Origin of the sequence: Flavobacterium flabelliforme (genome assembly GCF_017948675.1) — a bacterium.
Classification (GTDB): Bacteria; Bacteroidota; Bacteroidia; order Flavobacteriales; family Flavobacteriaceae; genus Flavobacterium; species Flavobacterium pygoscelis.
This window is the reverse complement of the sequence record NZ_JAGFBU010000007.1, coordinates 76850-92402: the sequence shown is the minus strand read 5'-3', so window position 1 is coordinate 92402 and position 15553 is coordinate 76850. Positions and strand designations below refer to the sequence as shown.

The window sequence follows — 15553 nt, the reverse complement described above, 5'->3', positions numbered from 1 at the left end:
GTAATTTTGCACAAAAATAAGGATAAAGTAGTAGGCTTTGTAAAAAAAACATAAGTTTTAAAATCAAATCCTATACATTCTTATTTATACTTTAAAACAAAGAACAATGGCAATTATTATAACAGACGAATGTATCAATTGTGGTGCTTGTGAACCAGAGTGCCCAAATACAGCAATATACGAAGGAGCGGACGATTGGAGATATAAAGATGGAACCAAACTAAAAGGAAAAATTATCTTACCAGATGGTACTGAAGTTGATTCTGATGAGGCTCAAACTCCTATTTCTGATGAAGTTTATTATATTGTTCCAGGTAAATGTACGGAATGTAAAGGTTTTCATGATGAACCACAATGTGCTGCAGTTTGCCCTGTAGATTGTTGTATTCCTGATGATAATCATGTTGAGTCAGAAGAAACATTACTAAACAGACAAGCGTTTTTGCATAATGAATAATTTTATATTCATTTAAGACATAAAAAAAAACCGGAGCAATAAACTCCGGTTTTTTTTATGTCTTAAAATAATAATTATTCTTTTACCATGATGTAAGTAGTAACTTTTACCTGATCTGTATTGTCATCGTATGTTTCTAAAACTAGATCACCATTACTATTAAAGTAACCAAATGAAGTCGTGTCTTTTGTTTTATAAATATAATTGTTGTTTTTTGTTTTTCTTAAAACTCCTTTTTCTTTTCCTCCAGGAAAAATAAAGTTATATCCTTTTTGATCTAGAGCAACTTGATATTTTTGTCCATTAAGTTCGTAATAGGCAGATCGGTCAGTGTCTACCATATTAGTTACTCCATCAGCTGTTACTGCTGTAGTTGAAATTACTTGAACAGGGGTTTGTTGTATTTCTTTGTTTAATGCATTAGAGTCGGCATCTTTTAATTCAATATTTTGAACTTCTTTTAATTTTTCAGTTTTTACAATCTTTTTTTCACCTTGAGAGTCTTTTACAGTAGTTACAGTAGTTTTTACTTCTGATTTTACATTTTTATTTTGTGCCTGAATAGTTAAAGAAAATAAAACTGCAGTTATTCCTAGTATTATCGTTTTCATAATGTATAATTTTAGTGATTAATATTCAGTAAAAATACTGTATATTAATGAGTTAACTATTGTATAATTCTCTAAAAAAGTTATATCATTCACGGAATTATATTTTTAATTTATTTTTCACCATAAAAAAAGAGCTGTTATAAAACAGCCCTTTTAGAAAAAAAATCAAATTTTGTTAGAAACTAAATCCTAGTCTCGCGTAATAATATGCTCCGCTAAAACCCATTTGAACAGCATCCCAATATCCTCCACCTTCAACCCAGTCATCTTGTTGATCTGGATAAACATTTAGTAAATTGTTAGCTCCAATAGTAATTTTTGCTGATTTACTTAATTTATATCCTAATGTTAAATCAGTAACGATTTTTGCGCTATAGGTATCCGTTGCTGCTTTTACTTGATTTGCGAAAGAACCATAATCGGCTACATCTTCGTCCATTTGGTAGTCTAGTAATTTTACTTCACTGAATCTGGTAAAGGCTAATCCTGCGTCGAAAGCTTTTCTATTGTAATTGAAGTTTAAACCAAATTTATTATTTGGAGCAGACGCTAATAAAAATCCTTTATCACGTTCGCCAAAAAATGCATTTGCTGGTAAATTGCCATTTTTAACTTTGTCAATTTTCATATCATTTATATTTCCTACTAGCGTTATACCAAATTTATTGTCATTAATTGTCTTTTTCCAAGCTAAAACTACATCAAGCCCAGCTGTTTTTGTGTCTACTCCGTTTACGAAAAATTGCGCTTTGTCAACTCCGATCCCTAAAGGTTTTGCGTCAAAATAACCAGTTAACACAATTCTATCTTTTACATTAATAATATAACCATCTACAGTTGCAGTAAAATCACCGTAATTAGCTGTAAATCCTAATGAAGCATTTACTGCTTTTTCTTCATTTAATTTTTGAATTCCAAATGATTTTGTAACTGGACTATTGTTTGGAGAAAGTAAAACTTCTGTTGCTCCAGCGGAACTGAAATTTGTAAAACGTAAATTATAATATACTTGTGCTAATGATGGTGCGCGGAAACCCGTACTTACAGAACCTCTAATATTGATATTTTTGTTGGCTTTTAATCGCATTGCCAATTTACCATTTAAAGTGCTGCCAAAATCACTGTAGTTTTCAAAACGAACTGCTCCACTTACTAAAAAAGCTTCTGTAATGTCTAATTCTGCATCCGTATATAAAGATAAATTAGTTCTACTTCTATCTACTTCGTTAATCGGACTGTATCCTGGAAATCCTTGTGATCCTCCTGGTCTTGGCAAGGTCATTGGAGAATCTGGATCCGCTGGGTCATAATCAGGATTTGGGATTGATGGAATTGTCTGAGTCAAAGGATCAGTTATTGGCTTTCTATTGATGTCGTAAGTTGCGTAAGATCCTTCTTCGCCAGCAAAAATATTAAATTTCTCCGTTCTAAATTCAGCTCCAAAAGCTAAGTTTAAGCCATTCATTACAGTGCTATAATTTTTCGATAGATCAAAATTAGTTGTGTTTTGGCTTAAGCTGTGTCCTCCAGCATCAAACTCCGTTGGTGAAGCGCCTTCTAGCGAAGCATTGATTGTTCCTTTGGTATAGTAGTGAAAAAGATTTTTTCCATACGTATTACTAATATCAATTTTCCAACCACCAGCAGTCTCAGTTCTGAAACCGGCAGCCATAGAAATATCGATTATATTTGACGTGATTCTAGGTGTAAAGCCTCCTGGATATATAGACTCTACCACACGTGGTCCGTCAGTACGAGTAAATGCATAAGCATCAGTATCTCTAAAATTTCTTCCGCCAAAAGCATAGAATTCTGTTTTATCTGAAATAGGAATTACCATATTTGCAAAAATATTAAAACCTTGAATGGCCGCTTCACCAAACCCTTTTCTAAAATCAAATCCTGGACGTAATGTTTTATTTTTGTTGATATACTCCGTAGTAAAGTTGGCAAAACCACCTTTTTCGCCAATAGCAACACCATAATTTGCGGCTACTTTTACCGATCCTCCATCAAAAGATTGATTTTTTCCAAAAGTATTTCCGTTGCCATTTTTATCCAAACGATATCCTTTTGTATTTGCTGTGCCAGTAGGAAAGTCTCCTTTTGCATTGGTATTAAAGGCGCCATAAGTTACCGTTCCTGTTAGTTCGTTTACATCGTCATTTAGTACTATATTGATAACACCCGCAATAGCATCAGAACCATATTGAGCCGCAGCTCCATCTCTAAGAATTTCTATCCTTTTAATAGAAGAGGCAGGAATAGCATTTAAATCAGTTCCTGTATTTCCACGGCCACGTGTTCCAAAAAGATTGATTAAAGACGATTGATGTCTTCTTTTTCCGTTAATTAAAACTAAGGTTTGATCGGGTCCTAAACCTCTTAACGAAGCAGGATCTACGTGATCGGCACCATCAGAACCTGATTGTTTATTAGCATTAAAGGAAGGAGCTACATACTGTAGTAATTCATTAATTTCTAATTTACCACTTTGAGTGGTTACATCTTTTACACTTATAATGTCAATAGGAACCGCAGAATTGACAACCGTTCTTTTAGTATTTCGGGAACCAACTATTTGAACTTCTTGTAAAACTTGTCCGCCTTCTTCAGAGAGGGTAACATTAATCGTAGAATTTGTTGCAGCTCTTTCAGTATTAGAAAATCCAACATAACTAAAAACTAGTGTTGCACCTTCGTTCACTTTTATTTTATATGCTCCGTTTGAATCAGTCGAAACTCCATTAGAAGTCCCTTTTTCGATAATATTAACACCAGGTAAACCAATACCTGTATTGTCTTTTACAATACCTGAAATTTCTTTTTGGGCAAAAAGAAACGAGACGTTTAACAGAAAAAGTAGTAGAATAAATTTTTTCATAATCAGTTAGTTTTGGTTTTGGTTAGAAGTAATTAGTACTGCAATATAATATTTTTTTAACATAATTTTGGTAAACGGAAGTATTTTGATAAATAATTTATCATTTAGCTTTTATTAAGCTATAAAATTATCAAAATAATAAATTGTTATAAAAAAACGTATTTTAAATGCAAAATGTTTTAAAAATAAATAACAAGAGCATTAATTTAATGATTATGCTACCAAACATTTATTATATCTTATATTTGCAGACTTTAAAAAGAAATTATAAAAAAACGCGTAGCGGGCAACTGCTATTTGTAAACTTAAATAGTATGAAAGCAGGAATTGTAGGGTTACCAAATGTTGGAAAATCAACATTATTTAATTGTTTGTCAAATGCAAAGGCGCAAAGTGCTAATTTTCCTTTTTGTACTATCGAGCCAAACATAGGAGTTGTAAACGTACCAGATCCAAGAATAGAAAAACTAGAAGAATTAGTAAAACCAGAGCGTGTTCAAATGGCTACTGTTGATATTGTAGATATTGCAGGATTGGTAAAAGGAGCTAGTAAAGGAGAAGGTTTAGGAAATCAATTTCTTGGAAACATTAGAGAGTGTAACGCTATTATTCACGTTTTACGTTGTTTTGATAACGATAATATCGTTCACGTTGATGGAAATGTAAACCCAATTCGCGACAAAGAAACGATTGATATCGAGTTGCAATTAAAAGACTTAGAAACGGTTGAAAAACGTTTAGAAAAAGTAAATCGTGCTGCTAAAACTGGAAATAAAGAAGCGCAAACCGAAAAAGCACTATTAGATCGCATCAGAGAATCGCTGTTACAAGCAAAATCAGCTCGTACCATTACACCTCAAAATAATGATGAAGAGATTTTGATGGAATCTTTCCAATTAATTACAGCAAAACCAGTTTTGTATGTTTGTAATGTAGATGAAAATTCAGCAGTTAGCGGAAATAAATATGTAGATCAAGTTCGCGAATTAGTAAAAGATGAAGATGCTGAAGTTATTATACTTTCTGTAGGAGCTGAAGCTGACATCACGGAGCTTGAAAGCTACGAAGAGCGTCAAGTTTTCTTAGAAGATATGGGATTGAGCGAGCCAGGTGCATCTGTTTTAATCCGTGCAGCTTACAAATTATTAAAACAACAAACCTACTTTACCGCAGGTGTAAAAGAAGTTCGCGCTTGGACTATCAATATTGGATCTACTGCGCCTCAAGCAGCAGGAGTAATTCATACTGATTTCGAAAAAGGATTTATCCGTGCAGAAGTTATCGCTTACGAAGATTTCGTTCATTACGGTTCAGAAGCTAAATGTAAAGAAGCAGGAAAATTCAAAGTAGAAGGAAAAGAATATATCGTAAAAGATGGTGATGTAATGCATTTCCGTTTTAACGTATAATAAGATATTTTACAAAGAAAAATAGAAACTGCTAAAGAAATTTAGCAGTTTTTTTTGTACCTATTTCCAGCTTTCCGTTTCAAGATTTTCCTAGAAAGCTTTTTTTTCTAAGACCATAAAGGAGCTTCTTCCAGTCGCTCTTTCTGGTCAAGAAAAAAATAAGCTTTCTTGAAAAATGCTTTCCACTACAATCTGGGGTAAAAAGGGATTGCTACAATTTATTTTTTAGTACATTTAAGAAAAATAAATTTTTATGAAAATTATAGCTTTTGGCGCAAGTTCAAGTACTAACTCTATTAATAAAAAATTAGCCACTTACGCAGCTTCCTTATTTAAAAATGCGGAAGTAGAAATACTCGATTTAAACGATTTCCAGATTCCGCTATTTAGTATTGATGTAGAAAAAGAAACAGGAAAACATAGTGTGGCACAAGCTTTTTTAGACAAGATTAATACTGCTGATATTTTGGTAGTTTCTATGGCAGAACATAACGGAAATTACGCTGCGGCTTTTAAGAATATTTTTGATTGGTGCACCAGAATTAGAAAAGATGTTTTTCAAGACAAACCAATGCTTTTAATGTCAACTTCTACGGGAGCAAATGGTGCAACCAGCGTTTTAGGAGTTGCTAAAAATGCATTTCCTTTTTATGGAGGAAATGTAAAAGTGACATTCTCCTTACCAAGTTTTGAGGCTAATTTTGATATTGAAAAAGAAGAAATTAAAAACGATAAGATGCGAAATGAACTTCAAAAAATAATCGCAGATAATTTTTAAAAATATATGACTTCAGTACGATTACATTCCATTTTAGATAATGACTTTTACAAATTTACGATGCAACATGCTGTCATCAAACTTTTTCCAAAGGCTAAAGTTCGGTACGCATTTATTAATCGTGGTAAACATCAATTTCCAACTCATTTCGCTGACTTACTTCGTAAAGCAGTTGATCAAATGATTTATTTGAAATTGACAGTAACCGAAAAAAAATTCCTTGCCGATAATTGTCCTTATTTGGATCCAACTTATTTGGATTTTTTACAAGGCTATCAATACGATCCTACCGAAGTTTCCATTGAGCAGGAGGGAAGTGACTTGAAAGTAGTTATTGAAGGATATTGGTACCGAACGATTCTATGGGAAGTTCCCTTGATGGCTTTAATTTCTGAGCTTTTTTATACTTCTCAAAATTTAATTCGTTTGGACGATGAAGAAGTAAAACGAATCTCCAAAGAAAAAATACAGAATTATAATGATTTAGGAGTTGTAATTTTAGAATTCGGAACACGTCGCCGTCATTCTTATAAAGTCCAAAAAATGGTTAACGAAACCTTAGATACTTTTGGTGCAAACAGTTTTTTAGGAACAAGTAACGTGCATTTAGCTATGTTGCAAAACAGAAAACCATCGGGAACACATGCTCACGAATGGTTTATGTATCATGCTTCGGAATACGGATTTAAAGTTGCGAATGCGGTTAGTCTCGAAAATTGGACAAAAGTATACCAAGGAGATTTAGGGATTGCCTTAACGGATACATACACAACCGAAGTGTTTTTTGAACAGTTTAATAAAAAGTTTTCCAAACTTTTTGATGGTGTTCGACACGATAGTAGCGATCCAATTGAGTTTGCCAAAAAAACAATTGAGCATTACGAAAAAATGGGAATTGATCCGAAATCAAAAATTATTGTTTTCTCCGACTCTTTGAATTTTGAAAAAGTAAAAGTCATTGCTGATTTTTGTAGAGGAAAGATAAAAATGTCTTTCGGGATTGGAACAAATCTTAGTAATGATGTAGGTTTACCGGCTATGAATATGGTAATTAAACTTACTGATACCAAACCTGAAAACAGTCATTGGGAAGCTGTTGTGAAATTATCAGATGAGAAAAATAAGCATACAGGAACTCCAAAAATGATTGCTTTGGCACAACAAGTTTTAGGAATAGAATCTTTAAATGAATCGATTTTATAAAGGTCAAATCATTTTTAATAATTTTGAAGTGTAGCTCTTTTAAAATATATTGAGATATCCTATATTAGCACACTCAATACCATACAAAAAAGCTAAGGCTAATAGAACAAAGTTAAAATCCACAAAATAGAAAATGTCCGATCAAAATCAATATACCGAAGATAATATTCGGTCACTAGACTGGAAAGAACACATTCGCATGCGTCCCGGAATGTATATCGGGAAACTAGGAGATGGTTCCTCGCCAGATGATGGTATTTATATTCTTTTAAAAGAGGTTTTAGACAACTGTATCGATGAATTTGCGATGGGAGCTGGAAAAACCATTGAAGTGACTATTAGAGATAAAACAGTTTCGGTTCGGGATTATGGTCGTGGAATCCCGTTAGGGAAAGTAGTTGATGTCGTTTCTAAAATGAATACGGGAGGAAAATACGATTCTAAAGCCTTCCAGAAATCAGTTGGTTTAAATGGTGTTGGTACCAAAGCCGTAAATGCTTTGTCTGATTATTTTCGTGTGGAATCGGTTCGTGACGAAAAACAAAAAGCAGCAGAATTCTCCGCTGGAAATTTAGTTTTAGAAGAAGATATAATCGAAACCACTAAGCGAAAAGGAACCAAAGTTACTTTTACGCCCGATGAAACTATTTTTAAGAATTACAAATTCCGTTTAGAGTATGTTATTAAAATGGTCAAGAATTATTGTTACTTAAACAATGGTTTGACGATTATTTTTAATGGAGAAAAATACTATTCTGAAAACGGACTTAAAGATTTATTAGAAGCTACGATTAACGCTGAAGATTTAGAATATCCTATCATTCACCTGAAAGGAGAGGATATCGAAATGGCATTAACGCATAGTAAAACACAATATAGCGAGGAATACCACTCTTTTGTAAATGGTCAAAACACCACTCAAGGAGGAACCCATTTAGTAGCATACCGTGAAGCAATTGTAAAAACCATTAGAGAGTTTTACAATAAAAGTTTTGAAGCCTCTGATGTTCGTAAATCGGTTGTAAGTGCGATTAGTATTAAAGTAATGGAACCTGTTTTTGAGTCACAAACCAAAACTAAATTGGGTTCTACAGATATAGGTTCAGATCCAGGAATGCCATCGGTTCGTACTTTTGTAAATGATTTTGTGAAAACAAAATTAGATAATTATTTACACAAGAATCCGGTTACTGCAGAAGCATTATTGCGCAAAATTTTGCAAGCCGAAAGAGAACGTAAGGAATTATCAGGAATTAGAAAACTCGCTACCGATCGTGCTAAGAAAGCAAATCTGCACAATAAAAAATTGAGAGATTGTAGAGCGCATTTACCAGATACAAAAAATCCTAGAAACTTAGAAAGCACGCTTTTTATAACTGAGGGAGATTCGGCATCTGGATCTATTACAAAATCGCGCGATGTAAATACACAAGCTGTTTTTAGTTTACGAGGAAAGCCTTTGAACTCTTACGGAATGAGTAAAAAAATTGTTTATGAAAATGAAGAATTCAACTTGCTGCAAGCGGCGTTAGATATTGAAGATGGATTAGAAAAATTACGTTATAACAATATTGTAATTGCAACTGATGCCGATGTCGATGGAATGCACATTCGATTGTTGTTAATTACTTTTTTCTTGCAATTTTTTCCAGAATTGATAAAAGAAGGACACTTGTATATTTTGCAAACGCCACTTTTTAGAGTTAGAAACAAGAAAGAAACGATTTATTGTTATTCAGACGACGAACGAAAAGAAGCGATTGAAAAATTGAAACCAAAACCAGAAATTACCCGATTTAAAGGTTTGGGAGAGATTTCGCCAGATGAGTTCAAAAACTTCATTGGAGAAACTATTCGTTTAGATCCTGTAATGATGGATAAAAATACGTCGATTGAGCAATTATTGTCTTTTTATATGGGTAAAAATACGCCTGACAGACAAGAATTTATCATTAAGAATTTGAAGGTGGAATTGGATGTGATTGAAAAGAACTAATAATAATATAATTATATGATACGTAAAAAAGAGATGTTTTATCTGGTTATTGCTTTTGTTGTTGGACTTGCTACTGCATTTATGATTTTTAAAAATTAAAAAAAAATCGAGATTGAATTAGATTTTTAAATAGAAATAAAGAATACTATAATTGATGTCAGAAAATCTTCAAAATAATTCGTTATTCTCTCAAGTTGTCAATTTGCTTCAGCAATCAAAGCAACAAGTAGTGCGAGCTATAAATCAAACTATGGTTTATACTTATTATGAGATTGGTCGAATGATTATAGAAGAAGAACAAAACGGAAAAGATCGTGCTGAGTATGGTAAGCAATTATTAAAAGGACTTTCAAAAGAGCTGAATCAAGAGTTTGGAAAGGGATTTTCAATAGATAATTTGGAGAGAATGAGGAAGTTTTATTTAACTTATTCAATTTCCGCATCGTTGATGCGGATTTCTGATGATTTAAATTCGTCATCACTGATGACGAATTATGAGGAAGGAAAAACACAGTCAATGACTACGTTATTTAAAAACAATAATTCATTCAATCTTACGTGGACTCATTACATATTCTTAATGCGTATTGATGATGCAAAAGAAAGAAGTTTTTATGAAATCGAAACTGCAAAAAATAATTGGAGCGTTCGGGAATTAAAGCGACAATATGATACTGCTTTATATACGAGATTGTCTTTAAGCAGAGATAAAGAAGGAATTTTGAAACTTTCTCAACAAGGACAAATTATAGAGAAGCCAAAAGATATAATCAAAGATCCTTACATTCTTGAATTTCTTGGTTTACCAGAGTTAAATCAATATTCGGAAAATGAACTTGAAGAAGAAATTATCAATAAATTAGAACACTTTCTGTTAGAATTAGGGAATGGTTTTACGTTTGTTGCCAGACAAAAAAGAATCACTTTTGATGATAAACATTTTAGAATCGACTTGGTTTTTTATAACCGAATATTAAAATGTTTCGTTCTTATTGATTTAAAAATAGGAGATTTAAAACATCAGGATTTAGGTCAAATGCAAATGTATGTGAATTATTATGACAGAGAAATGCGTTTCGAAGAGGAGAATAAAACAATTGGAATCGTACTTTGTCAGAATAAAAGTGATTTAGTTGTAGAATACACATTACCAGAAAATAATGAACAAATTTTTGCTAGTAAATATAAAATGGTGTTGCCAAGTAAAGAGGAATTAATCCATTTGATTGAACAAATATAGAAGAATTTAAATGGAGTTATTATAGCGCCATAATTTGAGTTTTAAGCATTTTTATGAAAGACGAAGACGAAGATAACATCATACCAAACGAAGACGAATCGCAAAACGAAACGAATGATTCTAACGAGTCAAACGACGAAGGATTTGAAGATATCATAACTTCAGGCGGACAGCATTTTTACGATAATCAAGAAGACGGAAACGATACCATTACCAAAGTTACGGGAATGTATAAAGACTGGTTTCTGGATTATGCCTCTTATGTAATTCTGGAGCGAGCCGTTCCTGCGATTGAAGATGGTTTTAAACCAGTACAACGCAGAATCATGCACTCGCTAAAAGAATTGGATGACGGTCGGTATAATAAAGTAGCAAACGTAGTTGGTCACACCATGCAATACCATCCTCACGGGGATCAGAGTATTGGTGATGCAATGGTGCAAATAGGCCAAAAAGAATTATTAATTGATTGTCAAGGAAACTGGGGGAATATCTTAACTGGTGATGGAGCAGCAGCTTCTCGTTACATTGAAGCGCGATTGTCTAAGTTTGCTTTGGAGGTCTTATATTCTCCAAAAATTACAGATTGGGGTGTTTCGTATGATGGTCGTCGTGCCGAACCCAATAATCTTCCTGTAAAATTCCCGTTGCTTTTAGCGCAAGGAGCTGAAGGAATTGCGGTTGGACTGTCGATGAAAGTATTGCCTCATAACTTTAATGAGTTAATAGATTGTTCTATCAAAATATTAAAAGGAAAACCTTTTACCTTGTATCCGGATTTCATGACGCAAGGAATTGCTGACATTTCTAACTACAACGATGGTTTACGTGGGGGACGTGTTCGTGTTCGTGCTAAAATTGCGCAACTCGACAAGAATACATTGGTGATTACCCAAATCCCGTTTTCGACTAATACTACGACTTTGATTGATAGTATTTTGAAAGCCAATGATAAAGGTAAAATCAAAATCAAGAAAATTGAGGATAACACCGCGGCTGATGTAGAGATTTTAATACACCTTTTCCCTGGAGTTTCTCCTGATAAAACCATTGATGCTTTATTTGCTTTTACAGCTTGTGAAACTTCAGTAGCGCCATTGGGCTGTGTGATTGAAGATAACAAACCGCTATTTGTAGGTGTTTCTGATATGTTGCGCATTTCAACAAACAGAACGGTACAATTACTAAAAAGTGAACTTGAAATTCAACTGAGTGAATTAGAGGAACAATGGCATTTTCTTTCTTTAGAACGTATTTTTATCGAAAATAAAATCTATCGTGATATTGAGGAAATGACTACTCGTGAAACCGTACTAAAAGCGGTGGATGATGGTTTAAAACCGCATATTCAGCATTTAAAACGCGCCGTTACCGAAGAAGATATTTTACGTTTATTGGATATCCGAATCATGCGTATCTCTAAATTTGACAGTAATAAAGCGCAGGATAAAATTGAAGCGCTAGAAGGTGATATTGAACAAGTAAAACATCATTTAGAACATCTGATTGATTTTGCTATTGCTTATTTCGCTAAATTAAAAGAGAAGTACGGAAAAGGCAGAGAACGTCAAACGGAACTTCGTATTTTTGATGATATTGAAGCTACAAAAGTAGTATTGCGTAATACGAAATTGTATGTAAATAAAGAAGAAGGTTTCGTAGGAACAAGTTTGAAAAAAGATGAATATGTAACCGATTGTTCGGATATAGATGATGTTATTGTATTTCTTCGTGACGGAAAAATGATGATTACAAAAGTAGATGCTAAAACCTTTGTGGGGAAAGATATTATTCACATTGCCATTTTTGACAAAAGCGATAAACGAACGATTTATAACATGATTTATCGTGATGGAAAATCGGGACCTTCGTATATAAAACGTTTTAATGTTTCGGGTGTAACACGTGACAAAGCCTACGATTTAACCAATGAAACCGCAGGATCACAAGTAGTGTATTTTTCGTGTAATCCAAATGGAGAAGCGGAGGTAATTACTATTTTGCTACGCCAAATAGGAACGGTTAAAAAACTGAAATTCGATATTGATTTTGCTAATCTGGCGATAAAAGGTAGAAGTTCAAAAGGAAACTTGGTTACCAAATATCCCATCAAAAAAATCGAATTGAAAGAGAAAGGAATTTCGACTCTTTTGCCTCGAAAAGTTTGGTTTGATGATACCGTGCAACGATTAAATGTAGATGGAAGAGGAGAATTACTTGGCGAATTTAGACCGAGTGATAAAATTTTGATAATTTCCCAAACAGGAAAATTAAAAGTAATCACGCCAGAATTAGCTACGCATTTTGATCAAGATATGGTCGTTCTTGAAAAATGGATTCCAAAGAAACCAATTTCTGCTATTTATTACGATGGTGAAAAAGAACGGTATTACATAAAGCGTTTCTTAGTCGAAACAGAAAATAAAGAAGAAAGTTTTATTACTGAGCATCCCAATTCACAATTAGAAATTGTGTCAACGGATTATCGACCAGTTGCAGAACTAATTTTCCCGAAAATAAAAGGAGTTCAGAAAGAAAGCATTACAGTTGATATTGAATCCTACATTGCTGTGAAAGGATTTAAAGCATTAGGGAATCAATTGACAACTGATAAATTAAAACAGGTAAACCTTCTAGAGCCATTGCATTATGAACTTCCAGTTGAGGTTGTTCCAGAGAAAATTGCAATGGATGATAATCTAGACGAAACAGCATTAGAATTAGACGATGATGGTCAAATAACCTTAAGTTTAGAATAAAAAAAAGCGCTCATTGAGCGCTTTTTTTATAAAATCAAATTAATTTTTCTTTCGCATTTTCATATTGAGGAATTCCACAGCTAATGAAAAAGCAATGGCAAAGTATAAATAGCCTTTAGGAACTGCACCTACATGTTCTCCCATTAAAGCAGCATTAGATAAGTGCATACTTTCTGTAATCAACATAAAACCTATCAAGATTAAGAAAGCCAAACCTAAAATTTGTATCGATGGATTGGCGTTTACAAAATTCCCTACTGGAACCGCAAAAAGCATCATCACTCCAACCGAGATCACTACAGCAGTTACCATAATATACAAAGCACCAGTAACACCATTGGTCATTCCCACAGCGGTCAAAATACTATCTACAGAGAATATAAGGTCAATTAATAAAATCTGGAAAATTACATTTCCAAATGATTTTGCTGCAGTAGTTTTTAAATCCTTTTCTTCTTCCCCTTTATGATCTACTTTTTCGTGAATTTCTTTGGTGCTTTTATAAATTAGAAATAAACCTCCTAATAATAAGATCATCGCTTGACCCGTAAAATCAGCACTAAACCAAGTCCAGTTTATACTGAAAAAAGGCTCTTTCATAGCAATTAGCAACGTAATTCCAAAAAGCAAAGCGATGCGCATGAACATGGCTAAAAACAAACCGATTTGTGTCGCTTTTTTACGTTTTTCTACTGGTAATTTACCAGTTACAATTGATATAAATATAATGTTGTCAATTCCCAATATAATTTCAAGAAAAGTTAAGGTCAACAAAGCAATCCATGCATCTGGATTTAAAAATACTTCCATTTTTTATTCGTTATAGTTTATAATTTTATAGAAAAATTAATCTGAAATTTTAGTTACAGTTCCTCTTTGTTTTGTATCAGAACCGATCATCCCGAATTCAAATGTATAAGAATCTTTAGTAGTAGTCAAAATTTTCATGTTGATAGCTTTTTCTTCTGCTTTGTTTTTTGGATGTAATTTAACTAACACATATTCGCAATCACTAATCCATCGTACCGAAGCCGTATCTGTTTTTCCTTCATAAGTTTCAATTTCAATACTGTCATTGCGTTCAAAAACAGTTGTTTTTTTTACTCCATCAACCGTATGTTCAAACTTGAATTTTCCAGTTTTAAAATCTTTGCAATTGCGTTCCCCATCATAACACGAAATTAGTAATAAGAGTAGGGGAAGTAAAATTAACTTTTTCATATTTTATTTTTTATTATTAGGGCCTATTCCAGCTGTACATTGCAATTCCTCGGTTATAAAACTTTTTTTCTAATGACAAAAAAGGAGCTTCTTCTAGTCGCTCTTTTTTGTCCAGAAAAAATAGTTTTATTCCCTGCGGGATTTTCACTTCCATCTGGGGCAGTACAATTATACTATTTTAATATCGTATTTATCTAAAAGTCCAGGAATTCCTTGCATCGAAAATTTAGCTTTTTTCATAGGATTAAATTCAGGATCAATTTTGTAATTGTATGCTGATGTAAAATCAACGCCTGCTAATAACGTATCATTAAAAATAGCATTGTCAAGATTACAATTTTCAAAACTAGATTGTGTAAGATTTGCGCCTGTAAAAGTTACCTCTTTCAACGAACAAGAATTGAACTTTGTTTTGGGCATTTTTTTATTGGCAAATGACGAATAATCTAAAACACAATCTTGAAAAGTAACTGTAAATAAGAAGTCCGTGCATTTATTAAAATGGATTCCTAATAACTTACAGTTCTTAAAACCAACCGTTTTCATACTTGTTGCTGTAAGGTCAATCATTGATAAATTACAATCAATAAATTCACAATCCATAAAGCTATTATTCGAAAAATCACTATTCGAAAAATCACAATTTTTAAAAGTGCAATCTTCAAATTCTCGATGATTAATTCTCTTATTGATCCAGTCTACTTTTTCAAATGTTTTCTGAATGTGTATTAAGTCTTCCATTAGTCGTTAAATAAACTTTTTACCATTGTTTTCAAACCTAAAAATGCAAGATAAACTCCAATACCACAAAATATAATTCCTACAGCCAATACAAGATAATGCCATACATTTTGTTTATTAATAAAAGCATTATAAATAACTGCCGGTCCTAAAAACAAAAGCGGTAAAGCACCAGCTAAATATTTTAATCCTTTATTTAAAAGAAGTTTGTTAGTTGCCATTTTTTGAATTTAAAATTAAATTTCAAGTAGTAA

General features: G+C 32.9%; 13 protein-coding genes. 7 read left to right on the top strand and 6 right to left on the bottom strand.

The genetic code is table 11. From position 1 onward, the window contains the following. Positions 1 to 106 precede the first annotated feature (106 nt). Positions 107 to 457: a 4Fe-4S dicluster domain-containing protein gene (locus tag J3S90_RS14640; protein WP_121925579.1), complete on the top strand. Its 351-nt coding sequence runs from the start codon at positions 107 to 109 to the stop codon at positions 455 to 457. Positions 458 to 531: 74 nt separating this feature from the next. Here the strand turns inward: J3S90_RS14640 and J3S90_RS14635 are convergent, their stop codons facing one another. Together J3S90_RS14635 and J3S90_RS14630 are read right to left on the bottom strand one after the other, a co-directional pair. Next, the gene (locus tag J3S90_RS14635) at positions 532 to 1068 is read right to left on the bottom strand and encodes a hypothetical protein (protein ID WP_210646807.1); all 537 of its coding nucleotides are present in this window, start codon (positions 1066 to 1068) and stop codon (positions 532 to 534) included. Positions 1069 to 1243: 175 nt separating this feature from the next. Continuing rightward, the gene (locus tag J3S90_RS14630) at positions 1244 to 3952 is read right to left on the bottom strand and encodes a TonB-dependent receptor (RefSeq protein ID WP_210646806.1); all 2709 of its coding nucleotides are present in this window, start codon (positions 3950 to 3952) and stop codon (positions 1244 to 1246) included. A gap of 314 nt (positions 3953 to 4266) precedes the next feature. Between J3S90_RS14630 and ychF the strand changes: the two genes are divergently transcribed. The 6 genes from ychF to J3S90_RS14600 all read left to right on the top strand — a co-directional run bounded on the left by ychF (position 4267) and on the right by J3S90_RS14600 (position 13337). After that, positions 4267 to 5361, top strand: a complete 1095-nt coding sequence (gene ychF / locus J3S90_RS14625; RefSeq protein ID WP_188051541.1) for a redox-regulated ATPase YchF — start codon at positions 4267 to 4269, stop codon at positions 5359 to 5361. Between the two features lie 253 nt (positions 5362 to 5614). After that, entirely contained in the window at positions 5615 to 6139 is a 525-nt protein-coding gene (locus J3S90_RS14620; protein WP_210646805.1) for an NADPH-dependent FMN reductase, read from the top strand. A gap of 6 nt (positions 6140 to 6145) precedes the next feature. Then, positions 6146 to 7342, top strand: coding sequence for a nicotinate phosphoribosyltransferase (pncB, locus tag J3S90_RS14615; RefSeq protein WP_210646804.1), 1197 nt, complete (start codon positions 6146 to 6148; stop codon positions 7340 to 7342). Positions 7343 to 7475: 133 nt separating this feature from the next. Next, positions 7476 to 9338 (top strand): DNA topoisomerase IV subunit B, encoded by a 1863-nt coding sequence (locus tag J3S90_RS14610; RefSeq protein ID WP_188051538.1) that lies wholly within the window; start codon positions 7476 to 7478, stop codon positions 9336 to 9338. Between the two features lie 154 nt (positions 9339 to 9492). Next, positions 9493 to 10578, top strand: a complete 1086-nt coding sequence (locus tag J3S90_RS14605) for a PDDEXK nuclease domain-containing protein (protein WP_210646803.1) — start codon at positions 9493 to 9495, stop codon at positions 10576 to 10578. Positions 10579 to 10631: 53 nt separating this feature from the next. Continuing rightward, positions 10632 to 13337 (top strand): DNA gyrase/topoisomerase IV subunit A, encoded by a 2706-nt coding sequence (locus J3S90_RS14600; RefSeq protein ID WP_210646802.1) that lies wholly within the window; start codon positions 10632 to 10634, stop codon positions 13335 to 13337. Between the two features lie 39 nt (positions 13338 to 13376). Here the strand turns inward: J3S90_RS14600 and J3S90_RS14595 are convergent, their stop codons facing one another. The 4 genes from J3S90_RS14595 to J3S90_RS14580 form a co-directional block, all read right to left on the bottom strand. After that, positions 13377 to 14147 carry a TerC family protein gene (locus J3S90_RS14595; RefSeq protein ID WP_210646801.1) on the bottom strand — a complete coding sequence of 257 codons (771 nt, stop codon included), beginning with the start codon at positions 14145 to 14147 and terminating at the stop codon, positions 13377 to 13379. Between the two features lie 36 nt (positions 14148 to 14183). Further along, positions 14184 to 14558, bottom strand: a complete 375-nt coding sequence (locus tag J3S90_RS14590) for a DNA topoisomerase IV (RefSeq protein ID WP_188051534.1) — start codon at positions 14556 to 14558, stop codon at positions 14184 to 14186. A gap of 168 nt (positions 14559 to 14726) precedes the next feature. Further along, a complete protein-coding gene (locus J3S90_RS14585) occupies positions 14727 to 15299 on the bottom strand; it encodes a pentapeptide repeat-containing protein (RefSeq protein ID WP_210646800.1) in 573 nt (190 codons plus the stop codon). Next, entirely contained in the window at positions 15299 to 15520 is a 222-nt protein-coding gene (locus J3S90_RS14580) for a DUF6095 family protein (protein ID WP_188051532.1), read from the bottom strand. The genes J3S90_RS14585 and J3S90_RS14580 overlap by 1 nt, the downstream gene beginning before the upstream one ends. Positions 15521 to 15553: the final 33 nt, after the last annotated feature.